Source organism: Thermostichus sp. OS-CIW-26 (assembly GCF_054058395.1).
The window spans coordinates 171,861-198,234 of record NZ_JBSSAG010000002.1; the positions used below are offsets into that span (position 1 = coordinate 171,861).

The following is a 26,374-nucleotide window of genomic DNA, read 5'->3' on the forward strand; positions in this document are numbered from 1 at the left end:
TAGAACTCAGATCCCAAAGGTCAAGTAAAGTCAAGTGTTGAGTCGTAGCAGTCAGACGTTGACTCACCTCAAAGCGTTCCCCACTTCCTCAAGAAAAGATGGCTCCAGAAAACAGGCGGGCCAGACTCAGGATCTCGCCCGTTCCTTGGCTGCGGCCTCCAGGGGCAGTTGTCCCCCTGGGGATCCGGGAAGGATAATGGGCAAACTCGGCAATGGGCTCATTATGGGCTCATTATATGTTTGAAATACTGAACTCATCGGTCGGCGGGGTTTTCCCAAGGCAGCGGCGTGATTGTTATCGACGACATCTCCAAGCGGTTTGGCGGCATTAGCGCGGTGGATCACTGTTCCTTCCGCATCGAAACCGGTCGGATTACGGGCTTGATTGGCCCGAATGGGGCCGGGAAGACCACGCTTTTTAACATCATCGCCGGGTTTATTCGGCCCAGCAGCGGGCGCATCTGGCTGGATGGGGAAGACATCACCGGCTTGCCCCCTCACCATCTGTTCCGTCGAGGGCTGGTGCGCACCTTTCAGATCCCGCGGGAGTTTGGCCGCATGACCGTCTTGGAGAACTTGATGGTGGTTCCCCCCAACCAGATAGGGGAAAACCTATTCGCCACTTGGTTCAGTTGGCGGCGGGTGCAACGACAAGAACGCAACCTGCAAGCTCGGGCGGAAGAGGTTCTGGAACGGCTGAACCTGATCCATCTGCGGGATCAACTGGCCATCACCCTTTCCGGCGGGCAAAAAAAACTCTTGGAACTGGGACGTACCTTGATGACCGATGCGCGGGTGATCCTGCTGGATGAACCGGGGGCTGGCGTCAACCGCACCCTGCTGGCGGATTTGATGCGCTTTATCGAGTATCTCAACCGCGAGCGGGGCTGCACCTTTTGCATCATCGAGCACGATCTGGATCTGGTGACCCGTCTCTGCGACCACGTGGTGGTCATGGCTGCCGGCAAGGTTCTCACCCAGGGATCCATGGAGGAGATCAAACAAAACCCAGCCGTGCGGGAGGCCTATTTGGGATCTGTGGCACTGGCCGACTCCCTAAACCCACCCCAGCCCTCCCCTCTGCCTTCGGAGGGATCCCTCTCATGACCCCTTTGCTGGACATCCAGGATCTCTACAGCGGCTACCGGGGGGTGGACATCCTCAAAGGGATCCACCTGAAGGTGAACCCCGGGCAAATGGTGGTGATCATCGGCCCCAATGGAGCCGGCAAATCGACGGTGCTGAAATCCTTATTTGGCTTGGCCACCATCCGCTCAGGCCGAGTGCTGTTTCAGGGATCCGACATCACCCACCTGCCCGCTGAGCAACTGGTGCGACGGGGAATCGGCTTTGTGCCCCAAACCAACAATGTCTTTCCTTCCCTCACCGTGCAAGAGAACCTGGAGATGGGGGCCTTCATCCGACGCGACAACCCTGCCGCCCAACTGGAGCGGGTTTATGAGCTGTTTCCGCCCCTGAAAGAGAAACGACGCCAAGCGGCGGGATCCCTATCGGGTGGACAACGGCAGATGCTGGCCATAGGGCGAGCGTTGATGGTGGAGCCGCAGTTGTTGTTGCTGGATGAGCCGACCGCCGGCCTGTCACCGCTGTACATAGAACAGACCTTCGCCCTCCTGCAAGAGATCAACCGTCTCGGCATCAGCATCCTCATGGTGGAGCAGAATGCCAAGCAGGCCCTGAAGATGGCGGACTGGGGCTATGTCTTGTCCACGGGAGAAAACCGCTTTGAGGATACTGGCCCCAACCTGCTGAGCAATCCTGAGGTGCTGGAGCTGTTCTTGGGCGGGTGAGGCCCTCACCCCCCTCCCCTTTCCCAGAAGGAGAGTCAAGCGGGGCTGGCCAGTTGCTGCTTGCGCAGTTGAGCTGCTTGGTTGAGAAGAGCCTCCACAAACGTCATCGCTTCTTGGGCGGAGTGGCCGGCAGTGAGTTGGGCCAGTTCTTCGCGGCGTTCTCGTTCTCCCAAAAGCTCCACCCGCACAGAAGTTCGCTTTTGGTGCACCACCTTGTGAACCCGCAGGTGGTGATCCGCCAGGGCAGCGATCAGGGGTTGGTGGGTGACGCAGAGGATCTGGTGATCTCGGGCGATGCTGTGCAGCTTGGTGGCGATGGCTTGTGCCACTTTGCCGGACACGCCGGTATCGATCTCGTCGAAAACCATGGTGGCCACCGGATCGATGCGGCTGAATACGGCTTTCAAGGCCAGCAGAAAACGGCTCATCTCGCCGCCCGAGGCAATGCTGGCCAAAGGTTGAAGAGGCTCACCCGGGTTGGGGCTGATCCAAAAGCTCACCTGATCCACCCCCTCTGCTGTCGGGGGGCCGGGTTGGATCTGCACCCGGAATTGCACTGCGCTCATCCCCAGCGGGCTGAGCTCTTCTATGAGGGCCTTTTCCAGTTGACGGGCCGCTTGTTGCCGCAGTTGGGAGAGCGCTTGGCAATGGCGCTCCAGGTCTTGGGCAGCTTTGTCCAGCCGCACCTGCAATTCCTCTAGGTCGGTGTTGTCTCCTCGCAGTTGGGCCAACTCCGTCTGCACCCGCTCCGCATGGGCCATCACCTCAGCCAAGGTCGGGCCGTATTTGCGGCAGGCTTGTCTGAGTTGCGCCAAGCGCCGTTCAATTTTGTTCAACCGACCGGGATCTGCCTCCAGCGTCTCGCCGTAGCGAATTAGCTCTCGCCCCACCTCCTCCACCTGAATGAGAGCGCTGCTGACCATTTCCGCCAGAGGGGCTAGGTCGGGATCCCGCTGGGTCATGGTCTGGAGCAACCGTTCTACCTGGCCCAACAGATCGGCGATGGCCGGTGAGCCGCTGTCGTTTTGATAGAGCAATTGGTGAGCTGCGTAGCTTTGCTGTTGCAGTTCCACGCGGTGGGCCAGGCGCTCCCGTTCCCGCTCCAGCTTGGCCATTTCGTCGGGATCCTCCAGGCGCAGGGCGGCCAGCTCTTGCGCTTGAAACTCCAGCAGGTCTAGCCGTTGCAGGCGCAGTTGTTGGTTTTGCCGGCGGGATTCCACCTCTGTTTTCAGTTGGTTCCAGGTTTGGTAAAGGGCAGCCACTTCTGCCCGTGTTCGCAACAGCTCTTCGCCGCCAAAATCGTCCAGCCAACGGCGCTGGGTTTGCGGAGATTGGATTTGAACGGTTTGCCCCTGGGCGGTGATCTCCACCAATTTGGCCCGCAGGTTGAGCATCTGGGCTTTGTTCACCAGCACCCCATTCACCCGCAGGCGACTGGTGAGCTTGCCGTTGCGCAACACCAGCTCGCGACTACAAACCAGGCCCTCCTCTAGGGGGTCGATGTGCTCTTGTTCTAGCCAGGCTTGCAGTTCAGGATTAGGACTGAAGATCGCTTCCACCAGACCTCGTTCGCTGCCAGTTCGCAGAGCCCGAGCTGTACCTCCTAGAGCTGCATCCAGCGCATCGAGGATGATGGATTTGCCGGCCCCGGTTTCTCCGGTGAGCACGTTTAGCCCCGCTCGAAAGGGGATCTCCAATTGCTCGATCAGGGCAAAGTTCTCGATCCGCAGCAGGCGCAACATAGGGATCCCGTGGGCTCAGCGTGCCGTTGGCAGTTTTCAGGATAGGGCTTGCAGGGGTCGCTCTGTCCCACGTTAGCGTACTCACCATCCCTCGGCGGACGGGTACAGCGGCCAGCGGGGAGTCTGTTATTGCAGGGGTGGGGAGCACCACCTGTTCTGGTTTGGGGATCCCCTCGGGGAAATTGGCAGCCCGGCTCAGCCGGCCAGGGGGTAGCGCTCCATCAGGTAGCAGAGGCAGTCTTGGCGGATGATGCGGCTGTTGAGGGTGAGCATGCCCGGCATGATGGGCACGCTGGTGCGAATTTCTCCGTTGCAGGCATAGAAAAAGCGATCCGCCACATTTTGGCCCTGCTCGTCTTGCACCTCCAGGTGGAAGCCGTTGTTCGTCCAGCCAATGGGGGTGTGGGGGGGAAGCTCCCGAAAATTGAGGAGATCCAAATCCGGCGGGAAGCGGATGTGAGAGGGGGATCCCTCTTGGTCGCCATTCTCTTCCCCAAAGCTGAAGCTCACCTGATCCGGGACTTTGACAATGGCGACGCTGTGGAAGAGGTCAATATCTTGGCTGAGGACAGGGCGCTGCGGGATCGCCGACAGGTGCAGGCAGGCTTCCAGAAATTCGTAGGCATGCTGGGTGCCGTGGGGCTGATCCGGCTTGCCGCATTCCAGGGTCACCGCCGGGCAGAAGCGCCCGAAGGCCATGCTCTGTACCCCTTCTGGCTTGGTGAAATAGAGGACGGTGCGCCCAAACAAGGTGGCCAGGTGCAGGGTAGGGGCATCCAGGTGATTGACACAAGCGTAGTGGGGGTTGGTGCCCGTGTTGTTGTGGATATCGACGCTGGCAAAAACGCCCCGCTGCTGCATTTGCTGCAGGACGGCCTGGGCCATGGCGTGCTCGGGGGTGGAGCCGGAGCCCCAAATGCGGTTGTAGTCCGGTTGGCCATCTAGCCGCCGTTGCCGGTGGCGGGCAGCCTGCACGTTGCCAATGAAAAGGGAAAGAGAACGGGGCAATTCCCGCTGGGCGTGGTGGCGGAGAAGCTGTCGCACCGCCTGCCAACCGGTGGTTTCGTTGCCGTGCAGCAGGACGGACACAAACAGGGCGGGATCCCGTCGTCCCGGCAGATGGATGAGGGTTGGCCCACCCAATCGGTCGTAAAGCTGATGGGCCTCTAGATCCAGCAGTTGATCCGGTAAATGATCGAGGACGGTGAGCATGCTGTTTGGGCTAAGAGGCTCGACTCAAACTTCTGGCTTCCGGCCCTAGAGTGGGAGGGAGCGGGAGTCCAAATGAACCGTTTCGCTGCGGTAGCTCGGGTCGCAACAAGGCCATCTGAGAGAGAGTTTGCCCACTCGAGATGCGGGCCAGGGATCCGTCCTGCCGCCGCGGTGGCCCACCGCTGGTACAACCGGCTGTGGAGAGAGCCCTAGCTGAGATCCCAGGTGTGTACCGGTTGGCCTTGCCGCTGCCGTTCCCAGTAGGCACAGGTCAATTGTTGCATATCTTTACCATGCCGAGCCACGTAGCGGCGCTGCCAGGTGGCCCCATTCTGCCCCGACTCCACCCGGGCGCGGAGAATGCCCAGGTACTCCTGAATATCGAAGGGGGCCAGATCCAGTTGAACCAAACCCGCCTCTGCTTGGGGGATCAGCTCTTCCAGCAGCAATTGGCGCAGGGATCCCTGCCAACCCTTGAGCCAAGTGATGGGGGCCTCCAGACCCCAGCGGGCCGCCGTGTAGAAATTGGCGCGGCACTGGGCAAAGCTCAGCTCCTGCTCGGGGGGGACGGGCTGGGATCCCAAGGCTTGCACCAGACCAAAGTAGAAGGCCGCATTGGCGATCATATCGGGTAGGGTTGGGCCTGCCGCCGCCACCCGCTGTTCGATGCGCAGATGGGGAACCGGATCCAAGCCGATCAGGGGTCGGTTCCAGCGCCAGATGGTGCCGTTGTGGAGGCGCAGATGGGCCAGCTCTGATGGGGAAGTGGCTAACCTTTGTGGCAATACCACCGGGTAGCGATGCAGGTTTTCCCAGAACAGCTCCATTAGGGATCCCTGTACATAGCCTTGCCCGAAGGTGACGCGGGGGCAGTGGGTGGGGGAGGGCGGGGGTGGCCCATCCAAAGCTTGCTCAAACAAAGGGATGCGGGTTTCTGCCCACAGATCGTGCCCGAATAGGTAGGGGGAATTGGCCGCCAGCGCCACCAAGGGGGCTGACACGAGCAGGGAAGCGTTGAAGTAACGGGCCGCCTGTTGGGGGGATACCTGCAGATGGATTTGGAAAGAGGTGGTCGCCGCCTCCAGCATGATGTCCGGGTGGGTAACCCGCAACCGCCCAGCCGGTCCTTCGATATCTAGCCCCAGGGAAGGGATCGCTTGGGATTGCTCACGCCGGTGCAAGTTCAGGATCTGCTCGTTGAGGGCCAGGTAACGCTTGCGGGGCGAGATCATCTTCAGGGTCAATTGCCGTTGCTGCACCGTGGGCAAAATCCCGATCATCATCAGCCCCACCTGCAAGTGTTCGGCCACCCGGCAACAGCGATCCCACGTTTGGCCCAGCTCTTGCTGAAACTGCCGCAGAGCCAAGCCGGTCAAAACTTGGGGCCGGCTGTTGATCTCCACGTTAAACTGGGCCAGTTCCGGCACCACCAGCGGATCATTCACCGCTTCCAGGTAGGCTGAGTTGATCGGGGCCGGATCCCCCTGAGGGGTGACCAGCCACGCCTCCAGCTCAAACCCGCCCACCGGGGATCCCTGGGCAAAGGGCTGACAAGCCGGATCCAGCCCCGGCGCACCGGCCAACCAGCGCTCGAGCAACTTCGTCTCTTGCTGGAGCCGAGCTGCAAACTGAGCAAAGTCTGCAGTACCAAAACGGAGGCAGGTGATCTCCTGGCCCATGGGAACAACTCCGCAGCTTTTGGGAATGAGGTTAATCGCTGTTGCCGGGATCTCGACACCCCTAGCTTTACTTAGCCCGCAGTGATGGATACATCTTCAATGCGCAGGGCGGGAAAGGCAGCCGTGCCGTTGAAAACCGTTACTTCCTGGGAAATGGCGGAGATATTGCGCAAACAATCGTAGAGATTGCCGGCAATGGTGGTCTCCAGGATGGGGCGTTTCTCGCCGCCTTTGACCAAGAAGCCCCCTTTCACCACCCCAGAAAAGTCACCGGTAATGGGGTTGCTGCTGCCGGAGAGGCGGGTGACGATAACTCCCCGATCCATCGCGTAGAGCTCGGACAGGGGGGTTGTCCCTGGGGCCACCCTCAGGCAAGCCGGCCCTACTCCCGGCAGGCTGCCTGCTCCCCCTGTGGCATGGCCGTTGGAGGAAACGCCAGCAGCGCGGGACTCGTAGCTGTTGTACATGAAGTTGCAGAGGATCCCTTCGTGAACCAAGGGGGTAATCTGGCGAGGGATCCCTTCGCGGTCGAAGGGCTCAATGGGGTAGCCGGGCAGGCCCAGACCTTCAGAAACCACGGTGAGCAACGGGCTGGCGATCCGGGATCCCATTTTTTGCGCCAAGGGGCTTTTGCCTTTGCGCACCGCATCTGCCCCCAAGACAAAGAGGAGATCCCCTAGAAACTCCTCCACCACATCTGGCGGCAGGACAATGGGGCCGCGGAAGCTCTCCCCCTCGCCAGCCCCCAGCGCCCCCACGCATTTCTGGACAAAGCGATCAAAAGCCCGCTCCAGCGCCGGCACCAGATCGGCCCGCTTCTGCACACTGTCGCCGTCGTAGGCAAAGCTGCCCACCTCGTCCCCGTCGATGGCCATGCCAAACAGGGATCCCCCCGCCTCGACACTGTGGTAGTTGGCCCGGATGCCGGTGGAAGAGGCGATGGCCAGGGTCTCTTCCTCCACGCTGAGGGAGCCGCTGTCGATGGTGATGCGAGGGTCTTTGGAGCGCACCCACTCCAGCAATTGGGATCCCAACTGGGTCAGCTCGGCGGCATCCAGTTCCAGCAGGCCTGGGTCGAGGGCAAAGGGCACCTGGGGCAAAGGTTGGGGCTCCGGCAGCCCGTTGAGGGGATCCGCCGGCGAAGCCTTGGCCATGGTCACAGCCTCAGCCGCCGTCTCAGCTAACTCTTCCGGGCGGTTGGAGGTGGCAAAGCCCAGCCTGCCGCCACAGAAAACCCGAACGCCGAACAGGGTCTCGCTGCTGCTGCGGGCCAGGTTCAGGTCGTTTTTTTCAAACGTGACTTCCGTTTCCCGGCCTGAGTTGGCAAACACTTCTGCCTGGTCGGCTCCAGCAGCCAATGCCTTGTGTACACCCTGTTCACAAAGATCCAGCAGGTTTTCCGGGGAAATGATGGAGCTGGGCATAAAAGTGAGATGGCAAGAGCATGACTCTAGTCAATAATAAGCTCAACTATACTGAAAATTAATGTATAATATGTTCAGTACGGATTACTACCAGTTGATCTTTCTGTTTACTTTCGAGTCTGCCAACATGGTAGCCAAAGCAAAGCAGAAAATTGGTAGTAAGACGACACGGAAACTGCGCTTTGGGTATTCTACTCAAAGCTTTGCGGGATACCGCCATTCTGTTTGGAAACAAACAGAATGCTATCGCTGCATAGTTGAACAGTGATGTTCAGCAGTGTTCAGCGTAAATGTATCAGGACAGTCCTATTATCGGCCATGGCTCAGAGCTACTTTTCCCTGACCCCCTGCCGTCTATGGAGTCCCAGCACCCACCCCTTCGTCCGACAACGTGACCCTGGTGCGCACCGTTCCAGCCCGCTCCGCCTGGGCAACAATCAGCAGAGAGCTGCCCACAGGGATTCCACCCTGCAGCAGCAAACAAAGGGGCTGAGATCAAAAGGGATCCCTCGTGGCGCTTTGACCCCACTTGCCGCTTGTCCTTAGCGGCCTGCCAGGTGCAGGAACCTTAGAATGGAGGTTGAGCCCACTTGCCGTGAGTGCCCATGAGCCCTTTGCCCACTTCCACTGCCCCGCTCGCCGTTGCCCCGACAACAGCCGAGGACACCGTCCCGCCGAGGCGACTGGATTTTGAAGTGGTGATTGCCGGAGCTGGGATGGTGGGATCCACCTTAGCAGCCGCTTTGGGCCAGGCCGGGATCCGCGTCGGGCTGATCGAGGGGCGGGATCTCTCGCAGGGGGTGGGGGCGGATGGCCGAGCCAGCGCTTTGGCTCTGGGGACAGCCCGCATTCTGCAGCGAATTGGGGTGTGGCCCCTCATGGAAGCCTGGGGAGTTTCTCCCATTCACCGCATTCAGGTCTCTGATGGGGAAAGCCCCTGGATGGCTCAGTTGTGCCGCGAAACGCTCCAAGCGCCGGCGCTGGGCTACGTCGTGGAAAATCAAATTACCCAAAAGGCCCTGTTGCAGCGCATTCGCGAGTGCCCTTCGGTAACGCTTTTCAGCCCCGCCCAGGTGCAAAGTTTCTCCCCTGCAGCAGATCACATTCGGGTAGAGCTGGCCCAGGAGGGATCCCGGCAAACCCTGCGGGCTGCTTTGCTGGTGATTGCAGATGGGGCCCGTTCGCGGCTGCGGGAACAGGCTGGGATCCCGTTATCCCGCTGGGGCTATGGGCAGGTGTGCATCGTTTCCACCCTCACCCATGAGCATCCTCACCGGCAGGTGGCCTACGAGCGCTTTCAGGCCAGCGGCCCCTTCGCCATTTTGCCCACCCCCGATCCCCATCGCAGTTGTGTCGTCTGGACAGTTCGCCAAGCGGATCGAGATTGGCTGATGGGCTTATCTGAGGCTGAGTTTCTGCAGGCCATCCGGCCTTGGTTTGGATCCCAGTTGGGAGCGTTGCTGGCCGCCTCTCCCAGAGCCTGTTATGAGCCACAGCGGGCCCATGCCCAAACCTATATCGGATCCCGGCTGGCTTTGGTGGGGGATGCTGCCCATACCACCCATCCGCTGGGGGGGCAGGGAGCGAATCTGGGCATGCGGGATGTGGCGGCCTTGGCTGCCCTGTTGATCGAAGCCAAAATGGCGGGCCGGGATCCCGGCGATCCGGCTTTGCTACAAGCCTACGAGCGCTGTCGCCGCCCAGAAAACGCGCTGGTTCTTTTTGCAACCGATGCTGCCAATCGCCTCTTTTCCAACCGAAGCTGGCCGTTGCTGGTCTTGCGTCGCCTGGGCCTGTGGGGACTGGAGGTTTTGCCGCTGCTCAAGCCTGCCTTGATGCGCCAAGCGATGGGGATCCGCCCCCACCAACCCCAACTCCAACAGCTCCCTTTCCCTGCACCCCCGGAACCTCTGGCTACGCCTGTCTAGATCCGGCCAAACTGTTGAGAGCTGGGCCCAGCTCCTCGCCCGCCGCCTTTGTCCCCAGCAGACCAAGCGCTCCACAGGGATCAAGGCTGCTCCAGGGGTAAGTCTGAAAACAGCAATGGGGCAATATTGGCCGCCTGGTTGATGGGGATCTCGTCGTTGACGGCATATTGATAAAACTGATCCAAGCGCCGACACAAACCTTCTGGGGTCAAAGCCTGCACATTGGAGCTGATGATATAGCTTTGGGAAGGAGAGGCGCGAAACGCTTGAAAGGCTTTGCGACAAAAGTCCTGCTTGGCCTCCGGGTCTGCTTGTCGCCACTCTGGCCCCGTCAGCTTTCCGGAGAGAGTAGGACTACTTGCCGCGACCAGAGGCAGTCCCGTTCCCAAAACCAGACCGCCCAGGATGAGCAGCAGGAGGATCCCTTTCAGGAACACCTGACGCCAAAAGAACCCGAGCTTTTGCCCGTTTTGCACCATTGTTGGATAGGCTAAGTGGGTAGGTTGGGATGCCATAGCACCCCTAGCCATCATATCGATCTTCCCGATCCAACTTCATCCCGTTCTCAGAAGCCGACAGCAGACCTGCTCGCCCACAGGCAAGGGTGGCAACAAGTTCTCAACCCATGGCCCGCAGCAAGCCCCGCCAAAAACAGCGCTTTCCCCATCTGCTTGGCTCCAAATGGACTTCCGTTCAGCCTGTTCTGGGTTGGCGACATTTTCAGGTCACCGCTCGCCAACAAGGGGAAGGAGGGCTGGTGTTTGCCGAGCTCAGAGCCGTCTGCGATCCCCAGGTGCGCCTCTGGGTCAACGCGGCCACCCTGAAGAACCGGGATCTTTGGCAGCCGGGCTGGACGCCTCTCGAAGACGGGATCCCCTGTGGGCGGCAGGATCCCCTTCTGGACAGGGCTGGGGGATAGTTTCTCTCAAGCTGGGGCTCAGGGATAGGATCATCTCTCTAGTGTGGTGTTTTAATTCAGAAGCTTGAGGAGAAGAAAGCGAGATGGCCAGATGTGACGTTTGCGGAAAAGATCTTATCTTAGCTACAGCGATTATCAGTGGGCCAAGCGCTGCGCCAATCCCTACGGGAAGTCTCACCTCATCTGCTTCGACTGCTACAGTGGTTCGTCTTGTCCCATCTGCTATTCCCCTCTGAAGCCGGCAGAATAGAAAGAGGCGTTCTCAAAAGCTGCTTGTCGGTTACTCGACTCCCATCCCCCTAGCTCCTCGGAGGGGGCGATGGTCGACAAGGGTCTCGATGGTTTTCCCAAGGGAGCCGGAAAAGTGCGCATTGGCCAGGGCTACGACATCCACCGCCTCGTCGAGGGGCGCCCCCTGATCCTGGGCGGGATCCGGATCCCCTACGAAAAGGGGCTATTGGGCCATAGCGACGCCGATGTCCTCACCCACGCCATCATGGATGCTCTCCTGGGGGCTGCCGCTCTGCGGGATATTGGCTACTACTTCCCCCCTGAAGAAGAGCGTTGGAAAGGGGCAGACAGCATCCTTTTACTACAGCAAGTGGTGCAACTGGTGAGCCAAGAGGGCTGGCGAATTGTCAATGTAGACAGTGTGGTGGTGGCGGAGCAGCCCAAGCTCAAACCTCACATCCCCGCCATGCAGGCCCGCCTGGCAGAGGCGATGCAGATCTCCCCCAAGCAAGTGGGGGTCAAGGCTACTACTAACGAAAAACTGGGCCCCATAGGTCAGGGAGAGGCCATTGCTGCCTTCGCAGTAGCCCTGTTGCTGGAACAGAGAGGACAAGCTTCCTCTGACCTTCCCATCAGAATCTGAAAAGAACCTGGTCACCCCACTGCCTGAGCTGCCAAACTGGCAAGCAATCGCTCCCTCAAAAACGCAGAATCTGCCCAAGTTGCAGTCAAACCACCCATTACCTGGATCCCCAATTTTCCCTCTGGGAAAGGGGCCGGGAGGGGGGCTACTGATACATTTACGCTGAACACTGCTGAACATCACTGTTCAACTATGCAGCGATAGCATTCTGTTTGTTTCCAAACAGAATGGCGGTATCCCGCAAAGCTTTGAGTAGAATACCCAAAGCGCAGTTTCCGTGTCGTCTCACTACCAATTTTCTGCTTTGCTTTGGCTACCATGTTGGCAGACTCGAAAGTAAACAGAAAGATCAACTGGTAGTAATCCGTACTGAACATATTATACATTATTTTCAGTATAGTTGAGCTTATTATTGACTAGAGTCATGCTCCTCTAGGAGAAGGGCTGGGGGTGAGGGCCTCAGCAGCGCGGAGCGCTTGGGTCACAGGGCGCGGGATGCGGGCGAGCCGTCCCAAACTTGCTTGGAACAACGACTTGGCAAAAGAAATGGCGGGCCAAAACAACACCTCGGCAAACCGACTCAGGAGGAACCTTTTTGTCTCTCTACTAGGGATCCTCCTGCTCTGGCTTGGTGCCTGTGCTGCCCCTGCCCGCCCGCCCCATTTGATCGCCACAGTGACTTCGGATCCCAAAACCTTCAACACCTATCTGGCCGCCGAAAGCTCTAGCCGCGACGCTATCGCCTACCTAGAGGCGGGCTTGGTCACCTTGGATGAGGATACCCTCTTGCCCAAACCGGAGCTGGCGGAAGGCTGGGAAGTGTCTGAGGACGGCTTGCGCTATGTCTTTACCTTGCGGGAGGGGCTGCGCTGGTCGGATGGAGAGCCTCTGACAGCAGCAGATGTGGACTTTACCTTTAACCGCATCATCTTCAACGAGCGGATCCCGACTTCTGCGCGGGATGTGAAGCGAATTGGAGAAGCCGGAGCATTGCCTCAGGTGCGGGCGCTGGACGAGCGGCGGATTGAGTTTGTTTTACCGGAGCCCTTCGCTCCCTTTCTGCTGCAGGCGGGATCCCCTATTTTGCCCAAGCACATCCTCGAGCCCACTGTCGAGCAGTTGGACAGCCGGGGCAACCCCCTTTTCTTGCAAACCTGGGGTATCGACACGCCGGTGCAGCAATTGGTGGGGGCTGGCCCCTATGTCATGCAGGAATACACCCCTGGCCAACGGCTGGTGTACCGGCCCAATCCCTACTACTGGAAGGGGGAAGGGATCCCGCGCATTGAACGGGTAATCCTGCGCATTGTGGACTCAGAGGACACCGCGCTGCTGCAGTTTCGCTCCGGCGAGACCGACGTGTTTTCGGTGCGGGGGAGAGATTTTCAGCTCTTGAAGCGGGAAGAAGAACGGGATCAGTTCACCATCTACAATCTCGGCCAGACATTGAACAACAGTTTCTTTGCCTTCAACCTCAGCCGCGCCCGTAACCCCCAGACCGGGCGGCCTTTTGTGGATCCCGTCAAAAGCCGCTGGTTTAACGATTTGAACTTCCGCCGGGCGGTGGCCCACGCCATGAACCGGCAGTTTTACGTCGATAGCGTCCTGCAAGGGTTGGGCCAGATCCAGCACTCGGTCTTCTCCCCCGCCAGCCCCTTCTACCTCAGCCCTGAAGAGGGCTTGCCCACCTACGACTACAACCCTGAAAAAGCGCGGCAACTGCTCCTCGATGCCGGATACACCTACGATGCTGAGGGCCACCTGCGGGATTCCGAGGGCAACCGTGTCCGTTTCACCTTGCTCACCAACGCCGGCAACAATCAGCGGGAGGCCACCGGCGCGTTGATCAAAGCTGATCTGGAGCGGATCGGCATCACCGTTGATTTTACCCCCATCGCCTTCAACACCCTGGTGCAGCGCACCGATAGCCGCGACTGGGAAACCCTGCTGCTGGGCTTTGGTGGCGGCGGCACCGAGCCCAACAACGGCTCCAACATCTGGCGCAGCGACGGCCGTTTGCACCTCTTTAATCTAGGAGATTTGCCCGGCAACCCGGCAGAAGGGGTTGAGGTCAGCGATTGGGAACGGGAGATCGACCGCATCTTTATCGAAGGGGTGCGGGAGCTAGACTTTGAAAAGCGCAAGGCCCTCTACGACCGGTTTCAAATCATCATCCAGGAACAGCTGCCCCAAATTGGCACTTTCAACCCCCTGGTTCTCTCAGCCCTGCGCAACCGCATTCAAGGGGTGGATCCCCGACCCATTCTGGGGCCATTGTGGAATTTGGATCAGCTCTACATTCAAGAGTAGAACTTCTGATGATGTGGGTGATGTGGGATAGGGAGAGGCTGTCTGAACTGTTGAGTTGTGTCCGTATCGCCACATTTGGCAGGTGAAACTTAGTTGTAGGTTGGGTTGCGGATGTCTTGAATTTTGCAACTATTTCACCGTCAATTCCACGTCCCCCACACTCCTGAGGACGGTGATCCCCACCCCTCCTGACTGCAGATAGAGACCGATGTCCAGGGATCCCTGGCCCACCTGCACATTCTCAAGGATGACGTGGGGCAGCCACAGGGGCAGAGTGGGCTTGGTCAAATGCACCCGTTGGGCCAGCCCGTCGATCTCCAGCCCCAGACAAGCCTGCAGCAGCAAAAACACACTGGCCGCCGCCCAAGACTGGGGCAGACAGGCTACCGGATAAAGGGTGGGGCCCTCCCGCTGCCGACGACCAAAACCGCAAAACAGCTCCGGCAACCGCTTCAGCTCCAAAAACTGGCTGGCATCGAACAGCGCTGTCAAGACCCGCACCGCTTCGCCCTTGAAGCCATAGCGAGATAAGCCTGCTGCAATCAAGGCGTTGTCGTGGGGCCAGATGGAGCCGTTGTGGTAGGACATGGGGTTGTAGCGCCCCTCTCCCTCCGGCACCGTGCGGATCCCCCAGCCGCTGAAGAAAGCTGGCTCCAGCAGTTGCCGGGCAATGCGGGCGGCGTGCTCGGGATGGGCGATCCCCGAAAACAGACAGTGGCCCATGTTGGAGCTGCGCACCCGGCAAGGTTGCTTCTGGCCATCCAAAGCCAGGGCATAGCCCCCCAACTCTTCGCACCAGAAGTGATCCCAAAACTGCTGCTGCAGCTTTTCCGCTTGTTGTCGCAGCCGGGCAGCTTGATCCTGCAACCCCAACAGCTCCGCCATCTCTGCCGCCAACTGCTTAGCTTCGTAGGCATAGCCCTGCACCTCGCACAGGGCCAAGGGGGGTTCTGCCAGGGATCCGTCCGGGTAGAAGATGGCATCTTCAGAATCCTTCCAGCCTTGGTTGCGCAGGCCCCGGTGAGCTTTGCCCGCGTACTCCAGAAAGCCGTCCCCGTCCGCATCCCCGTAAGTGTCCATCCAGTGCAGGGCTGCTTCGATGTTTGGCCAGAGCTGCCGCAACAGCTCTAGATCGCCGCTGCGGCGCACGTAGCGCCCTGCTAGCACCACAAACAAAGGGGTGGAGTCAATGCTGCCGAAATAATTGCCAAAGGGGATCTCGCGCGTCTTGGCCATCTCGCTGGAGCGCTGCTCATGCAGGATCTTGCCAGGCTCGGCATCGCGGCTGGGATCCACCTCCTGGGCCTGGTGGGCCGCCAGATACAGCAGCACCCCCCGCGCCAAGTCTGGAAACCACCAGAGAGTGGCCAGGGCGGTGATCAGGGCGTCGCGCCCGAAGACCGTGGTAAACCAAGGCACCCCCGCATAGGGATAAAGCCCGTAGGGAGTGCGGGTGAGCATCATCAGCAGATCATCCCGTGAGGCGTTGAGCCAATCGTTAAACTGAGCATTGCCGGTGTCGATCCGGTGGGCTTGCGCCCGCAAGGAAGCCCTTTGCTCCCGCTCCGCCTGCAGAGCCTCCTGGTAGGTCAAAGGGGCAATCTCCTCCCCGCCATAGCCGCAGATCACCCTCAGCTCCAAATCCCGTTCCTCCTGCGGGGCCAAAGGCACCCACCACTGCGCCAGCTTCTCCGACACTAGCTCCGGCGCCGGCAAAAATTGCAACTGGGTTTGCCGCTCCACTCCATCCAAGCCGCGGTAGCGGAGAACCACTCCCTCAGGGTTCACCTGGGCCGGCAGCACTTGACCCCGCTGGGCCCGTCGGATGCCCCGGATCTCAAAAATATCGGCAAAGTCCGCCTCAAAGCGCAGGGTAATCGGCACGCGAAACGGCTCCGAGCCGTAGTTGTGAATGCGAATGCGCTCGTAGGCTACGTTGTTCCACAGAAAAGTAGTCCGTAGAACATGCAGGGTATCTTGACCGATAAACTGCCCCTCTGAGGTGGTGAACTCCGGGTTGGTCAGATCCACCGCCAAAATATCTTTGTCTTCCCGCACCTCTGAGCTGAGCAGCAGGAACTGCTTTCCCTGCAAGTCCAACACCCAGCGGGACAAAAAGCGGGTGTCGTCCCGGAAGAGGCCATGATCCCGGATGCCGAGGGGGCGCATGTTCCCTCGCCGGTCAAAGATGGCAAAGCAGTTGTCATGCTTGAGAACATGAGAGCGTGCCTCCACCCAAGAGGCGCTGGCCCGGATGTAGTACTGATCTTGAATTTGGATGATGTCTTCTGCCATCTCGGTCTTCTCGATCCCTATCCAGCCGGTCTCCTACGCGAACAGCTTACTGCTATCGGTCCACTCAAAGAAGGCGAAGAAGCAGGGGCCCCCCGATGCAGCCCAGCAGCCCTAGCTGCTACTTGGCCCATCTAAGCCTTATTAAGCTGCCTTCTTCGCGACATCTCCTGCCGCTCGTTCACCAGTTGGCGGTAGAGAGCCTCGTAGTCCGACACCATTCTTTCCACGCTGAACCGCTCCTCAAACACCTGCCGCACCCCGGCTCGGCTCAGGGATCCCACCTTCTCCACAGCCTCAACTGCTTCCTCCACCGAGTCGACAATAAAGCCGGAGCGCCTGTCGGCCATTACCTCGGGTACTGAGCCAAAACGGGTGGCAATTACCGGCGTGCCACAGGCCATCGCTTCAATCATCACCAGCCCAAAGGGCTCCGGCCAGCGGATGGGAAACAGCACCGCATAGGCCTTGCCCAAAAACTCGCTTTTCTCTTGGTCGGTGATTTCCCCTATGATCTCCACATTGGGGTGGCGACTGGCCAAAGGCTTAATTTCTAACTCGTAGTACTGGCGATCCACCGCATCGATCTTGATAGCAGCCTTCAGCGGCATCCCTGCCCGCGCCGCAATTTCAATAGCCGTGTCCAGCCCTTTTTCCGGGGAGACCCGGCCCAAAAAGGCCAGGTAGTCCCCCTTTTCTGGATAGAAACGGTGGAGATCCAGGGGCAAGCCGTGGTAGACCGTCCCCACCCAGCGGGCCTGGGGCAGCGGCAGCCGCTGGGCGTTGGAGATGGAGACCACCGGAATGTCCTGAAACTCGGTGTAGAGGGGCTGCAGCTCCGGAATGTCCAGTCGCCCGTGTAGGGTGGCCAAAAAAGAAACCTGCGGGTGGCGACGGGCCAGGGCATAGGGATAGTAGTCGATGTGGCCGTGGATAATGTCAAACTCGTCGGCCATCTGAAAGGCTTTCTCCACCATCAAAATATGAGGAGCCACCGTGTCGATGGCCGTGGGATCCAAACGCAAAGCCCGCTCCCGAAAGGGGATGAGGCGAGCCTGGGTTTGGGAGTCGCCGCTGGCAAACAACGTCACCTCATGCCCCCGCCGCACCAGCTCTTCGGTGAGCCAAGACACAACCCGCTCAGTGCCGCCGTAGAGCTTGGGGGGCACACTCTCATGCAAAGGGGCAATCTGAGCAATGCGCATAGCCATCCTGATACATTTACGCTGAACACTGCTGAACATCACTGTTCAACTATGCAGCGATAGCATTCTGTTTGTTTCCAACCAGAATGGCGGTATCCCGCAAAGCTTTGAGTAGAATACCCAAAGCGCAGTTTCCGTGTCGTCTTACTACCAATTTTCTGCTTTGCTTTGGCTACCATGTTGGCAGACTCGAAAGTAAACAGAAAGATCAACTGGTAGTAATCCGTACTGAACATATTATACATTATTTTCAGTATAGTTGAGCTTATTATTGACTAGAGTCATGCTCCACACCGAATCATCACTGCTTAACGAAAACTTCTGCTGGCGCTCCGCCGCCGACCCTTGGGATCCCCTGTTGAGGGCACGCCATTCCTGGCTAGACTGTTCCAGAGTGAGCAGGAAAGGAGTTCGGGCTGCCGCCACCTGCCGGAGAGTTGAAGAGGCTTGAATGAGAACCCCAGCCATCACTTGCTCTTGCCCGCCGCAGCTTAATTTTCCTCCTCAGCGCTGGCTGTGGAGTTGCTTGGGAGCCATGGCCATAACGGCTCTCACGGCTGTTGCCGCTTGGGCGCGGCCAGTGCTGGAAGTACGCATGACCCTGGGTTTGCCCATCAGCCCCAACTACTGGTACATGGTAGCTCTCAGCCGGGCCGGCAGCCCTGGCCCTACCGCCAACTTGGTGGATCCCAACGTCCGTGTGGGGCCCAACGAGTACACCTTTGTGCGGGACTGGGATTACCTCATTCGGGTTACCCCCCTCAACGAAGAGTCGGTCTTGCAGGCCACCATCCAGCGATTTGGAGAGCCGGAACGGGAGTTTGCCGTCGGCTTTAACCAGGTACGGGTTAATCGCCTTACCCGTGACCGCGATACCCTCAATTTCCAGATCGATATCTCCGAGCTGCAGGGCCTTGATGGGCGGGATCAAGATATCCAGGTGGCTCTGCTCACCGCCCGTGCCCCCTTCCGCGTAGCCCCTGAAGAGACCAATCTGGCCATTGATGCCACCCGGGGGGATCTGCCCAATTTCTATCGCCTCAGCCTGTCCAATCAGCGGCAGGTGGTTGTGGATGATCCCCAGCGACAGGAGACGGTGCGCCGCAGCCGCGAATTGATCCAACAAAGTGGCTCCGGGGCTGCCCTCACTCGCGACCTCATTGAGGGCGGGGCTTTGGAGATTTTGGCTGCCAACATCCTCACCTTCGAGCTGCGCCTGGTGGATCGCTAGAGAGGGATCCCTCCCCCCTCGACGACTGGCATCGCTCCAAGACTGTCTCCGCAACCCGGCGGGAACCAAAAATAGCGACGAACCGGCCCGCCAGCCTCGGCAGAGGCGCCGGGGATCCAAGGGAAGCGCCAGGGCTCTACTCCCCCCCAGAGAAAGAGCCTGGAGTCGGATCCAACATCACAAACAAAAACGACTCCAGCCCCGCCAGGTAGGTGAGCACCTCCTCCTGGGCCGCTTCCGGCTCTAACGTGTTGACCTGGGCCGCTTGCTCAATCAAGGCTTTCACTGCCGTTGGCCCCTGCAACAGGGATCCCAACCAAGCCATCTGAGGGGCTGAGATGGTCAGGCGCCCATAGCTGGATCCCGGCCAATTCATAGCAAACTCCAGCTTTTTCTCGTGAGCTTTGGCAAAGTTTTGGCGAAATTCGACGTTGTCGGCCAGGATGGGGTTGAGCTGCACTCTGCCCCCCAGCCAATCGGCGTCGCTCCAGGGCAAGACCAAGGAAGAGCCGGGGTGTTCTGCCCAAAAATCGATCAGGCGATGGTTGGGGTAGATCAGCTCATAAAAGTGATTCTGGTCGGCAGGCGAGAGTTTGTCCAGCTCGGCTTGCAGCCAGGGGGGCATGGCCCTCTCCTTGAACAAAAGCGCCGGATCCCAGTCGGCATAGTCCACCAGACAAACCAGGCCCAGCTCAGCTTCCTCGAGCATGCGCATCAGGTCGGGGATCAGGAAGCCTTTGTCTCCTGGCAAGAGGTAGTTGGCCCGGATGTTGGTGTCGTCTTTGTAGATCTCAGGGTTCCAGCGCAGGGCTGCCCGCATTTCGTCTGAGGCCAAACTGGCCATGAATTCCCGTACCCGCTGACAGGCCTCAGGAGTGGGTAGATCAAACAGCCCTAGCAGCCGAAACGCCTCTTGCATGCGAAAGATCACCTCCCGCTGGTAGGCGTGGTGCAGGTTGGCCCGCAGGATCCCGTCAGGTTTGAGAACCCGCTTGAGGGCTTTTAGCCCCGCCACCGGATCGTCCAGCAGATAGAGCACATCGTTAAGGCTGATGAAATCAAATTCCAGCCCCAACTGTTCGATGTCCAACAGGTCGAGAACATACAACTCCACCTCTCCGAAACCGTGGTAGCGCAAGCGTCGCTCCGTCACCCGTACCGACTCTGCCGACAGGTCGCACACCACCAGCCGCGCCCCCGGATTGGCCTCCGCCAAGATCAACGTTTCCCAGCCCGAGCCGCAGCCAGCATTCAAAATGAGAGCGCCTTCGCTGGGCACAATGGCGCGGGTGCGGGCGTATTGGGCGGTGGTCAAACTTAGGCGGTACAACCCGTCAATGGCGTTGCGGCCCGAGGCCTCAATCGCCACATTGGGGTAGGGCAATTCTTCGTACAGTTGCCGCAGAGATTCTGTCGAGCTGCTGGCCATGGGATCCGCTGCAGGAAGCTGCCCTTTATGCTACCCGGCATCCCTTCCCCGCAGGAATGCCTCTAAGGCAGCAGCCAGGGTTTCATTCCCCTGCAGATCCAATCCATCCGGCCTCTGGGGTGGGTGGGCGGGATCCCGCAAAAAGTCCCAGGATCCTTGAAAAAACTCCTCTGGCGAGAGAATGCGATGCCAGCCATAGCGCCGCAAACCCTCAACCAGCAACGGTGACTCGGCAAACCCAGAGCGGACGACACAGGCCATAGGTGTGCGGCTGCGCAGGGCCTCCGCCAAAGTGCCATAGCCCGGCTTGGACACCACCCAGCGGCAGAGGGGCATCACATCCACCGGTCGCCACACCCGCCCATCCAAAACCCGCAAGTTGGGCAAGGGAGGAGCTTCCGGATCAAACGTGAGAAACTGCCAGTCGGGAAAATCTTGGAGCCGCTCGTAAGGAAACCCCCGTACCCCTAGCCCGCCAAAGGTGAACAAAGCCCTGGGTTGCTCCGGGTGTAACCCCAACTGGGCGGCGACCTCTTCTGGTGGGTAGCGGGGATCCGATCCCGTCAGCCCCACCTCCTGCTGACGCGGAAAAGCGCTAGTGCTCCGCACCGCTGACGCGACCATGCTCTCGCTAAAAGGCAGGCGAAATAGAAGGTCGCACTGCCCGTAGAGCTCCTGGATCCAGGCCACAAACGGTTGAAACTCCGGGCCATACTCCTGATAGATGAAATCCCAGCCAAAATTACTGGCCATCCAGCAGGGGATCCCAGCAGCCTGGGCAATCGCCGCAGCAATGGGCGGCACATCCGCCAACACCAAAGGCACCCCCTGGGCTCGAATGAAATCCGCTTCTTCTCGAACAAGCTCCGCAGCGCTGGCTTTAAACGCCTTGAGGGCAGCCAACGTAGCCGGCAGATCCGCTTGCAGCCCATCCGGCTGCACCACCCCCACATCCAACGCCCGCGGCCGATGGAGAAACTTCCCCTCCACGTAACGCTCCAGGAGCCAGCGGGGAGCCGGCGTAACAAAGATGGGCAGAACATGGGGATCCCGCCGCAGCAAAGCATTCACGACCGCCGCCAGACGGGTAACGTGCCCAAACCCGTGAGCTGTTGCCGCCACATACAGACGAACGGGATTCATCGCGACCACCTCAAGACAGAACAGGATCTGCGGGGGACTTTTCCCTACGGGATCCCCACAGATTGCTGGCCAAAATCAGACCCAGGCCCAGCACGGATCCCAGCGCAATCGTCTCGCCCAACAGCACCGCAATCAACCCCAACGACAAAAAGGGCGTCACATACACCCAGTTGGCCAGGGATCCCCGGTGGCCCGCCAACTCCAGAGCCCGCAGCCAAAATACAAAAGTCAGGCCCATCTCCGCCAGACCAATGTAAGCCGCCCAACCTAGCCCCGCAACTGTCCAAGAGACCTCCTGAAACGGCAGCAGCAGCAGACCGTAGAGGCTGCCAAAGAGAAACCCCATGAATAGTTTCAGCACCGCATCTCGCCCATCCCGCACATTGAGTAGCCAATAGAGCGCCCAGATTCCAGAGCTGCCCACCGCCAGCAGGACCCCCCAGGGATCCTCCACCTGCAAGGTGCCCCAGGATCCCCCCGTAGCCACCAGCACCACTCCCAGCAGGCTCACCCCCAAGGCCAACACCAGCCGCCAGCGAAAGCGCTCTCCCAACAGCGGCACCGCCAAAAGAGCCAGCACCAGCGGCCAGGTGTAGTTCAAAGCCATCGCCGCCTGAGCCGACAGGCGGTCATAAGCCTGGAACAACACCCCATAGTAGCCAAGGGGGTTGAGCAGCCCCTGAAGGGCCGACAGGCGGATTTGGGATCCCCTCTGCCTGCCGATCAACCTCGCCCGCCCTGTAACCACCAAAACGATCCCCAGGATCAAGCAAGAGCTCAATGCCGAAAAAATCAGCAAGACCGTCGGCGACAGGTGCTGCAACCCAAACTTAAAAGCGCTGGCAGCCGTAGCCCAGCCCAAGATGGCCGCCGCCAGGTAAGCATATGCTCGCCAGGGATCCCTAGGCATCAAAAGCTGTCGAGATTGCTGTCCTCTGGCTTCGACTTAGCTCCGGTGGGAAGGCCCAGCCGCGGTGCCACCACCCAGGCATAGAGCAGATAGCCCAGCCCCGCCACCACTGCCCACCTGAGAACGGTGCCGAAAACCCGGAAGAACAGCCCGACCAGAAGAATACAGCCCAGAATGGCGAAGACCGTCACCAGTGGACGCCCCCAAGTCTCAACCCAAGCTCGGACGGCACTTTTCCCCTGAGACGCAACGGATGTTCCCGACTCCCGAGAGGCTGCAGCCGCTTGCTCCAGTTCACGCTCAAGCTGTTTCAGCCGTTCTTGTTCTGAGAAAGAGAGATCGGACATAGAGAGCAGTCTCCAGCGGTGTCACCTCCATCTTACGAGCTGCTCCCGAAGATGGGCAGACTAAGCCCGCGCCGAAGGGATCTCCTGAACCATAGCCCGGAACACATCCAAAGCCGGGCCAGGGCGACGGTTAGGACGCGGAGCCGAGATCTCATTGGGCACAAAAGGCTTCTCCACCACCACCTTGGGCTTGTTGGCAGGAGCAGTTGCTGTAGCCGCAGGAGCAGAGCTGGGGGAAGCCGGTGCAGGACGAAAAGGCCCGGTAACAAAATCCACCAAGCCGCCGAAGAGAATGCCGAAAAAGGAGAACAGGCCGCCGAAAAGCTTTTTGAGGATACCCATAGCTAATTGCAAAGAGATGAGGTGAGAACTTGTCGATGTTGAGAACTTGTCGATGTTATGTCGATGTTGTGAAGTTATACAACTCGACCTTCATTATTGTTAAAAGGTAGCCTCTTGGCCATGAGTAGATATACTCCTTTTCTTAGGCCTGGGGATCCCCCACCCGCCTGCCCTCGGCGTCAAATTGCTGTAGGGGCAGGATCAACTCCAGCTCCTGCAGTTCCAAAGGCTGAGGGATCCCTCTACTGCGCCCCAAAGCAAAGCCATCCGCCGCTGCTGGATTCACCTCATAGCCGATATCTGCCATTGCTCCCACCGTGAGAATGCTCAAGGGGTTGGCTACCCCCCGGTCGATGCGGCTGGTCATCAGCTCGCGGCCCAAGACGCTCTCCCGCCAATGGGAATCTCGGGATCCCTCCCCAAACTCGTTTTCTAAAGGAACAGAGGGCGCGTTTCCTCCCAGCGTGGCGAAGGCGCTGACCGCCCTGGGGCCGATGAAGCGGGGATCGTAGCCAGGGGGCGTAGGCTGATCCCGTCCCACCAAGCCCACCGTTAGCCCCTTGGGATCCCAGACGATGGGCAAGAAGCCCAAGGCATGGCCCAACTCGTGCAGGGCAGTAATGGGCAGATCCCCTCGTTCTTCCAGGGCAGATAGATTTTGACTGTTGAACAGAACTACGGAGTAAAAAGGCAGACCATTAGAGGCCCGTACAAAACAGGGAGCAGCTCCCCCCAAAATTCGCTCGTCGCCGAGATTTCTGGCCCGCACCTCCACCAACAGATCGTCGATGGGGAAATTGAGTGGCGTGCTGGGAAACCCTCGATCACATTCGTCGGCCCGAATAGTGGTGGGGGGCAGATCCGGCTGGTCGCCAACGATGATCTGTTGCCAGCGCAGAGCGGCATTGCGGACGATCGACTGCTGGGTGGGGGTGAGACTGTTGTCGGGAAAGCGAACGTCAATGGTGAACTGGGAAGCAGGCGCAGTCGTTGGCGAGGGCAAAGGGGCAGGAATGACAGTCGGAGTAGGGGTGAGAACGACAGTTGGAGTAGAAGTGGGAATGACGGTTGGAATGGGAGTGGGAATGACACTCACAGAAGAGGAGCCACCACTTCCCCCGCAGGCCTTGAGCGCCAGTACCAGAAGCACAGCCACCAGGGATCCAAGCAGGCGCAGGCCCCACACTCTGCCCAAAAGCAGTCGCTGCCCCGAAAAAACCTTCACACCACCCCCAAACGCAAAGAGCCTCACGGCCCAGTTGGATCATACCGGTCGCGACCCTCCTCCTGAGCATGATTTGCGTCACACCGCACCGGCCAACTTCAAGGCTGGGAAGAGGTGGGTTTGGAGGTCTATATCTTCAGGTCGGAAGCCCTCAATCTAACAATCCAAAGAGTCAGAAGATCCTTCTTCTTCTATGCCCCAGCCCGCAGCCAAAACATCCACCGCTGCCCGCAGCGCCTGGTTATCCCCCAAGAGCTCCTCGGGATCCGAGCGCGGCTCCACCAGGGGAACCAAGCGCAGAATACGTCCGTCCTGAACCAAGTCGATAACCACGCCCGGCTGCTCCTTGCCCAGGTTGGCAATCTCTTCTTCGGAAGCGGGATCCCGCAGACAGGCATAGTCAAAGCTGTTCACATTTAAGTAGAGGCTACGGTTTACCACCAGTGTGGCAGCAGTGGGATCCTGAAAAACATCCACCACGCAGCCTTCCCCCTGCTTCCGCACTGAGCCATCGACGATATCAAAGTAGCGAACACGGGCCAAATCGGATAGCAGTCGGTAAATATCCCGCTTATTGACCAGAGTTCCCGTATTCACAATACAGGGGGCACAGGGATGAGTGTCTGTCATAGGGCAGTCGGTCTCGAAAGGTCAATAGATTGAGAGCAAGCAAAGGAAAGCAAAATCAATAGTGTCTGCAAACCATCTCCAGAAACATCAATCCTCGGCAATTCTAGGCGCGGTTATAGCTGACAAGCAACAGAGACCCCAACTTAATCCCTAACTTCACAAAAACTTTAATCGGCTAAAGAGGGAAGAAGTAGCCTGCCCTGCCTTACCAAGTTAAGCCACTGCAACAACAGAACAACTCCCTCCATTTCGCCTACCCAGCGCTCAAACTGCTCTTGGGGAAAACTCAGTCATAACTTTGCTTTTATCGACTCTATCACAGCCTTCCCGAAAAGGGCACAGGTCACTACTAATCACTACTAAGGTGCAATCTCCAGGCAAAGGCAACAGAGGTTTGGCAGGGTTTTACCTACATCTTGTGGGAAGGTGAATAGCCGAGCGGCTTTAGACTCTAGATATCGCAGATGGGCCCCGAACAGATCATCTTCGGTTCAAACCTCTCCCCTTGTCCCCCTAGGAAGGATAGCATAGGACACCAAGCCCGCTGCCTAGAAATAGCGTTGACTCTTCGCCGGAGACGACTTTTGCCGTGGTAACCACTCCCCAACGCCAGACCCTGCCGGTTGTCGATTTTGCCGCCTTTCAGAAAGGAACGGCAGGTGAGCGGGAGCAGTTTGTCCGCCAGGTGGGGGAAGCCCTGCAGCAGATTGGCTTTTTTGCCTTGGTCAACCATGGCCTATCGCCGGAATTGATCCGGGAAGCCTATGAAGCCGCAGAAGCCGTTTTTCTTTTGCCAGAGCCAACCAAGAGAGCCTATGAGGATCCGGCGCTGCTGGGGCAACGAGGGTACACCCCCTTTGGCAAAGAACACGCTAAAGATCATCCCTATCCTGACATGAAAGAGTTTTGGCACATCGGGCGCGAAGGGGATCCCCACCTTCCTGCCAACATCTGGCCTCGGGAGGTGCCCCAATTTCGCAGGGTGATGCTAGAGCTGTTCGCCCAACTGGAAACCTGTGCCCAGGGACTGTTGCAAGCAATCTCTCTGTATCTGGGGGAGCCTGCCGAATACCTGCCCAAAGCGGCGGAAGGAGGAGCCAATCTCTTGCGGGTGATTCATTATCCGCCCCTTCCCGCTGAAGCCCCTCCCCAGAGTTTACGAGCTGCAGCCCATGAAGACATCAACTTGATCACGCTCTTGTGTGAAGCCACCGCGCCAGGGCTAGAACTTCTGCAACGAGATGGATCTTGGCTGCCCATTTCGGCTCTGCCCGGTCAGATCATTGTCGATGCCGGGGATATGCTGCAAAACCTCACCAATGGCCTGCTGCGCAGCACCACCCATCGGGTGACCAACCCCGACAACCCCCAAGAGCGCCGCTTTTCCATTCCCTTCTTTGTGCATCCGCGTGCAGAAGTGGATCTCACACCCTTGCCGACTTGTGTGGCCCGCACCGGCGGGATCCCTCGGTTCCCTTCCCTGACTGCCGGAGAATACTTGGCCCAGCGGTTGAGGGAAATCGGCCTGGCCGAGGCAGGATCCCCGCCCCAGCATTGATCCCAACTGGGGGTCTCTATGTTTCGGATCCCGGCCTTGCCCTACGAGTATGAAGTTCCCAGCCTGTCTCAGCTAGAAATCGCAGGAGCCCCGCACTGTACCCGTAGGGTCACTGCCGGGAGGAATGCGCTTTGATGAAGTACAATGAACTTATGAGCCAAGT

At 59.1% G+C, this 26,374-nt stretch carries 23 protein-coding genes and 1 pseudogene; 9 read left to right on the forward strand and 15 right to left on the reverse strand.

The window, feature by feature from the left end; genetic code table 11:
- Positions 1 to 288: 288 nt before the first annotated feature.
- Complete coding sequence (locus ACVW0C_RS01800) at positions 289 to 1,107, forward strand: ABC transporter ATP-binding protein (RefSeq protein ID WP_457384143.1); 819 nt, start codon at positions 289 to 291, stop codon at positions 1,105 to 1,107.
- On the forward strand, positions 1,104 to 1,811 hold the full coding sequence (locus tag ACVW0C_RS01805; protein WP_414347449.1) for an ABC transporter ATP-binding protein: 708 nt from the start codon (positions 1,104 to 1,106) through the stop codon (positions 1,809 to 1,811). The genes ACVW0C_RS01800 and ACVW0C_RS01805 overlap by 4 nt, the downstream gene beginning before the upstream one ends.
- A gap of 35 nt (positions 1,812 to 1,846) precedes the next feature.
- Here ACVW0C_RS01805 and recN read toward each other — a convergent pair whose 3' ends face one another.
- The 4 genes from recN to ACVW0C_RS01825 form a co-directional block, all read right to left on the reverse strand.
- On the reverse strand, positions 1,847 to 3,553 hold the full coding sequence (gene recN / locus ACVW0C_RS01810; protein WP_457384144.1) for a DNA repair protein RecN: 1,707 nt from the start codon (positions 3,551 to 3,553) through the stop codon (positions 1,847 to 1,849).
- 195 nt (positions 3,554 to 3,748) lie between these two features.
- Complete coding sequence (locus ACVW0C_RS01815) at positions 3,749 to 4,765, reverse strand: M14 family metallopeptidase (protein ID WP_414412674.1); 1,017 nt, start codon at positions 4,763 to 4,765, stop codon at positions 3,749 to 3,751.
- 209 nt (positions 4,766 to 4,974) lie between these two features.
- Complete coding sequence (locus tag ACVW0C_RS01820; RefSeq protein WP_457384145.1) at positions 4,975 to 6,444, reverse strand: glutamate-cysteine ligase family protein; 1,470 nt, start codon at positions 6,442 to 6,444, stop codon at positions 4,975 to 4,977.
- Between the two features lie 71 nt (positions 6,445 to 6,515).
- On the reverse strand, positions 6,516 to 7,868 hold the full coding sequence (locus ACVW0C_RS01825; protein WP_457384146.1) for a TldD/PmbA family protein: 1,353 nt from the start codon (positions 7,866 to 7,868) through the stop codon (positions 6,516 to 6,518).
- A gap of 73 nt (positions 7,869 to 7,941) precedes the next feature.
- On the opposite strand from ACVW0C_RS01825, the pseudogene ACVW0C_RS01830 reads away from it, so the two are divergent.
- Both ACVW0C_RS01830 and ACVW0C_RS01835 read left to right on the forward strand, forming a co-directional pair.
- Positions 7,942 to 8,125: pseudogene (locus ACVW0C_RS01830) on the forward strand (hypothetical protein); the annotation flags it as partial.
- Positions 8,126 to 8,473: 348 nt separating this feature from the next.
- Positions 8,474 to 9,796, forward strand: a complete 1,323-nt coding sequence (locus tag ACVW0C_RS01835) for a UbiH/UbiF/VisC/COQ6 family ubiquinone biosynthesis hydroxylase (RefSeq protein WP_457384147.1) — start codon at positions 8,474 to 8,476, stop codon at positions 9,794 to 9,796.
- Between the two features lie 80 nt (positions 9,797 to 9,876).
- On the opposite strand, the gene ACVW0C_RS01840 is transcribed toward ACVW0C_RS01835, so the two are convergent.
- On the reverse strand, positions 9,877 to 10,311 hold the full coding sequence (locus tag ACVW0C_RS01840) for a hypothetical protein (protein ID WP_148202694.1): 435 nt from the start codon (positions 10,309 to 10,311) through the stop codon (positions 9,877 to 9,879).
- 110 nt (positions 10,312 to 10,421) lie between these two features.
- Between ACVW0C_RS01840 and ACVW0C_RS01845 the strand changes: the two genes are divergently transcribed.
- From ACVW0C_RS01845 to ACVW0C_RS01855, 3 genes are all read left to right on the forward strand, one after another.
- Entirely contained in the window at positions 10,422 to 10,715 is a 294-nt protein-coding gene (locus ACVW0C_RS01845) for a TIGR02450 family Trp-rich protein (protein ID WP_414418465.1), read from the forward strand.
- Between the two features lie 364 nt (positions 10,716 to 11,079).
- Positions 11,080 to 11,589: a 2-C-methyl-D-erythritol 2,4-cyclodiphosphate synthase gene (ispF, locus tag ACVW0C_RS01850; RefSeq protein ID WP_414413836.1), complete on the forward strand. Its 510-nt coding sequence runs from the start codon at positions 11,080 to 11,082 to the stop codon at positions 11,587 to 11,589.
- A 546-nt stretch (positions 11,590 to 12,135) separates the two neighbouring features.
- Positions 12,136 to 13,899, forward strand: a complete 1,764-nt coding sequence (locus ACVW0C_RS01855) for an ABC transporter substrate-binding protein (RefSeq protein WP_457384165.1) — start codon at positions 12,136 to 12,138, stop codon at positions 13,897 to 13,899.
- Positions 13,900 to 14,028: 129 nt separating this feature from the next.
- On the opposite strand, the gene ACVW0C_RS01860 is transcribed toward ACVW0C_RS01855, so the two are convergent.
- The 3 genes from ACVW0C_RS01860 to ACVW0C_RS01870 form a co-directional block, all read right to left on the reverse strand.
- Positions 14,029 to 16,194, reverse strand: a complete 2,166-nt coding sequence (locus ACVW0C_RS01860) for an amylo-alpha-1,6-glucosidase (RefSeq protein WP_457384148.1) — start codon at positions 16,192 to 16,194, stop codon at positions 14,029 to 14,031.
- Between the two features lie 131 nt (positions 16,195 to 16,325).
- Positions 16,326 to 17,396 (reverse strand): glycosyltransferase family 4 protein, encoded by a 1,071-nt coding sequence (locus ACVW0C_RS01865; RefSeq protein WP_011432426.1) that lies wholly within the window; start codon positions 17,394 to 17,396, stop codon positions 16,326 to 16,328.
- A gap of 237 nt (positions 17,397 to 17,633) precedes the next feature.
- Positions 17,634 to 17,864: a hypothetical protein gene (locus tag ACVW0C_RS01870; protein ID WP_457384149.1), complete on the reverse strand. Its 231-nt coding sequence runs from the start codon at positions 17,862 to 17,864 to the stop codon at positions 17,634 to 17,636.
- 67 nt (positions 17,865 to 17,931) lie between these two features.
- Here ACVW0C_RS01870 and ACVW0C_RS01875 point away from each other — a divergent pair, with 67 nt between their 5' ends.
- The gene (locus tag ACVW0C_RS01875; RefSeq protein ID WP_414330153.1) at positions 17,932 to 18,627 is read left to right on the forward strand and encodes a hypothetical protein; all 696 of its coding nucleotides are present in this window, start codon (positions 17,932 to 17,934) and stop codon (positions 18,625 to 18,627) included.
- A gap of 136 nt (positions 18,628 to 18,763) precedes the next feature.
- Here ACVW0C_RS01875 and ACVW0C_RS01880 read toward each other — a convergent pair whose 3' ends face one another.
- The 7 genes from ACVW0C_RS01880 to ACVW0C_RS01910 all read right to left on the reverse strand — a co-directional run bounded on the left by ACVW0C_RS01880 (position 18,764) and on the right by ACVW0C_RS01910 (position 24,653).
- Positions 18,764 to 20,056 (reverse strand): class I SAM-dependent methyltransferase, encoded by a 1,293-nt coding sequence (locus ACVW0C_RS01880; protein ID WP_457384150.1) that lies wholly within the window; start codon positions 20,054 to 20,056, stop codon positions 18,764 to 18,766.
- A gap of 30 nt (positions 20,057 to 20,086) precedes the next feature.
- The gene (locus tag ACVW0C_RS01885) at positions 20,087 to 21,199 is read right to left on the reverse strand and encodes a glycosyl transferase (protein WP_457384151.1); all 1,113 of its coding nucleotides are present in this window, start codon (positions 21,197 to 21,199) and stop codon (positions 20,087 to 20,089) included.
- Positions 21,200 to 21,209: 10 nt separating this feature from the next.
- On the reverse strand, positions 21,210 to 22,109 hold the full coding sequence (locus ACVW0C_RS01890; RefSeq protein ID WP_457384152.1) for a DMT family transporter: 900 nt from the start codon (positions 22,107 to 22,109) through the stop codon (positions 21,210 to 21,212).
- Positions 22,109 to 22,456 carry a hypothetical protein gene (locus tag ACVW0C_RS01895; RefSeq protein WP_414413951.1) on the reverse strand — a complete coding sequence of 116 codons (348 nt, stop codon included), beginning with the start codon at positions 22,454 to 22,456 and terminating at the stop codon, positions 22,109 to 22,111. The genes ACVW0C_RS01890 and ACVW0C_RS01895 overlap by 1 nt, the downstream gene beginning before the upstream one ends.
- 60 nt (positions 22,457 to 22,516) lie before the next feature.
- Complete coding sequence (locus ACVW0C_RS01900; protein WP_457384153.1) at positions 22,517 to 22,798, reverse strand: hypothetical protein; 282 nt, start codon at positions 22,796 to 22,798, stop codon at positions 22,517 to 22,519.
- A gap of 142 nt (positions 22,799 to 22,940) precedes the next feature.
- Positions 22,941 to 24,023 (reverse strand): leishmanolysin-related zinc metalloendopeptidase, encoded by a 1,083-nt coding sequence (locus ACVW0C_RS01905; RefSeq protein WP_457384154.1) that lies wholly within the window; start codon positions 24,021 to 24,023, stop codon positions 22,941 to 22,943.
- A gap of 156 nt (positions 24,024 to 24,179) precedes the next feature.
- A complete protein-coding gene (locus tag ACVW0C_RS01910) occupies positions 24,180 to 24,653 on the reverse strand; it encodes a hypothetical protein (RefSeq protein WP_457384155.1) in 474 nt (157 codons plus the stop codon).
- Between the two features lie 589 nt (positions 24,654 to 25,242).
- On the opposite strand from ACVW0C_RS01910, the gene ACVW0C_RS01915 reads away from it, so the two are divergent.
- Entirely contained in the window at positions 25,243 to 26,211 is a 969-nt protein-coding gene (locus ACVW0C_RS01915) for an isopenicillin N synthase family dioxygenase (protein WP_457384156.1), read from the forward strand.
- The last annotated feature ends 163 nt before the right edge of the window (positions 26,212 to 26,374 follow it).

Bases quoted from the DNA above. Each gene is read 5' to 3' on its own strand.
- ACVW0C_RS01845 (WP_414418465.1), top strand. From the start codon at position 10,422: ATGGCCCGCAGCAAGCCCCGCCAAAAACAGCGCTTTCCCCATCTGCTT.
- ACVW0C_RS01825 (WP_457384146.1), bottom strand. From the start codon at position 7,868: ATGCCCAGCTCCATCATTTCCCCGGAAAACCTGCTGGATCTTTGTGAA.
- recN (WP_457384144.1), bottom strand. From the start codon at position 3,553: ATGTTGCGCCTGCTGCGGATCGAGAACTTTGCCCTGATCGAGCAATTG.
- ACVW0C_RS01885 (WP_457384151.1), bottom strand. From the start codon at position 21,199: ATGAATCCCGTTCGTCTGTATGTGGCGGCAACAGCTCACGGGTTTGGG.
- ACVW0C_RS01875 (WP_414330153.1), top strand. From the start codon at position 17,932: ATGGCCATAACGGCTCTCACGGCTGTTGCCGCTTGGGCGCGGCCAGTG.
- ACVW0C_RS01880 (WP_457384150.1), bottom strand. From the start codon at position 20,056: ATGGCCAGCAGCTCGACAGAATCTCTGCGGCAACTGTACGAAGAATTG.
- ACVW0C_RS01860 (WP_457384148.1), bottom strand. From the start codon at position 16,194: ATGGCAGAAGACATCATCCAAATTCAAGATCAGTACTACATCCGGGCC.
- ACVW0C_RS01865 (WP_011432426.1), bottom strand. From the start codon at position 17,396: ATGCGCATTGCTCAGATTGCCCCTTTGCATGAGAGTGTGCCCCCCAAG.
- ACVW0C_RS01890 (WP_457384152.1), bottom strand. From the start codon at position 22,109: ATGCCTAGGGATCCCTGGCGAGCATATGCTTACCTGGCGGCGGCCATC.
- ACVW0C_RS01835 (WP_457384147.1), top strand. From the start codon at position 8,474: ATGAGCCCTTTGCCCACTTCCACTGCCCCGCTCGCCGTTGCCCCGACA.
- ACVW0C_RS01910 (WP_457384155.1), bottom strand. From the start codon at position 24,653: ATGACAGACACTCATCCCTGTGCCCCCTGTATTGTGAATACGGGAACT.
- ACVW0C_RS01820 (WP_457384145.1), bottom strand. From the start codon at position 6,444: ATGGGCCAGGAGATCACCTGCCTCCGTTTTGGTACTGCAGACTTTGCT.
- ACVW0C_RS01895 (WP_414413951.1), bottom strand. From the start codon at position 22,456: ATGTCCGATCTCTCTTTCTCAGAACAAGAACGGCTGAAACAGCTTGAG.
- ACVW0C_RS01870 (WP_457384149.1), bottom strand. From the start codon at position 17,864: ATGGCTGGGGTTCTCATTCAAGCCTCTTCAACTCTCCGGCAGGTGGCG.
- ACVW0C_RS01840 (WP_148202694.1), bottom strand. From the start codon at position 10,311: ATGGCATCCCAACCTACCCACTTAGCCTATCCAACAATGGTGCAAAAC.
- ACVW0C_RS01815 (WP_414412674.1), bottom strand. From the start codon at position 4,765: ATGCTCACCGTCCTCGATCATTTACCGGATCAACTGCTGGATCTAGAG.
- ACVW0C_RS01900 (WP_457384153.1), bottom strand. From the start codon at position 22,798: ATGGGTATCCTCAAAAAGCTTTTCGGCGGCCTGTTCTCCTTTTTCGGC.
- ACVW0C_RS01805 (WP_414347449.1), top strand. From the start codon at position 1,104: ATGACCCCTTTGCTGGACATCCAGGATCTCTACAGCGGCTACCGGGGG.
- ACVW0C_RS01855 (WP_457384165.1), top strand. From the start codon at position 12,136: ATGGCGGGCCAAAACAACACCTCGGCAAACCGACTCAGGAGGAACCTT.